Origin of the sequence: Streptomyces sp. SID3343 (genome assembly GCF_009865215.1) — a bacterium.
Taxonomy (GTDB): Bacteria; Actinomycetota; Actinomycetes; order Streptomycetales; family Streptomycetaceae; genus Embleya.
In genome coordinates this window covers 1-814 of record NZ_WWJX01001315.1, presented here as the reverse complement: position 1 = coordinate 814, position 814 = coordinate 1, and the positions used below count along the sequence as shown (strand labels likewise).

At 76.8% G+C, this 814-nt stretch carries 1 protein-coding gene; it reads left to right on the top strand.

Going from position 1 to position 814, the window contains the following annotated elements:
* Positions 1-2 precede the first annotated feature (2 nt).
* Positions 3-814: molybdopterin molybdotransferase MoeA (locus GT354_RS41680; RefSeq protein WP_237535974.1), on the top strand; the 812-nt coding region annotated here is incomplete at its 3' end.

Sequence of the window (814 nt, the reverse complement as noted above, 5' to 3'; positions counted from 1 at the left end):
CGTTGCCCGCGGTGTCGCGCACGCTGCACCACGCGCGCGATCACGTGCTGGCGCGCCCCATCGTCGCGCTCACCGACCTGCCCTCGTTCGACACGTCCGCGATGGACGGTTGGGCAGTCGCGGGGCCGGGACCGTGGCGGGTGCGCGGCCGACTGCTCGCGGGCGACGCGGGCGAGGAGATCGGCGTGATGCGCGACGGCGACGCGGTGGAGATCGCCACCGGCGCACGCGTGCCCCACGGCGCCACCGCGGTGCTGCGCAGCGAGAGCAGCCGGGTCGAGGGCCGGACCCTGTTCGGTGACGTGCACGTCCAGCAGGGCACCGACATCCGCGCGTGCGGCCAGGAGTGCCGGCGCGGCGACGAACTGCTGCCGGCGGGAACCACCGTCACGCCGGGGGTGACCGGCCTCGCCGCCGCGTCCGGCTACGACGAGCTGATCGTGGTCGACCGCCCGCGCGTGGAGGTCCTGGTGCTGGGCGACGAACTGCTCGACGCCGGTCTGCCGCGCGACGGCCGGATCCGCGACGCGCTCGGCCCGTTGCTGACGCCGTGGCTGCGCACCCTCGGCGCGGACCTGCTGCGGGTGCGCCGCGTCGGCGACAGCCTGGACACCCTGCGCGGGCACGTCACCGCGTCCCGCGCCGACGTGGTGATCACCACCGGCGGCACCGCCGACGGCCCCCGCGACCACGTGCACCCCCTGCTCGCCGGACTCGACGCCGACGTGCTCGTGGACGGCGTCGCGGTCCGCCCGGGGCATCCGATGCTGCTCGCCCACCTGCCCGGGGACCGTCCCGGCGCCGGCCGCTACCT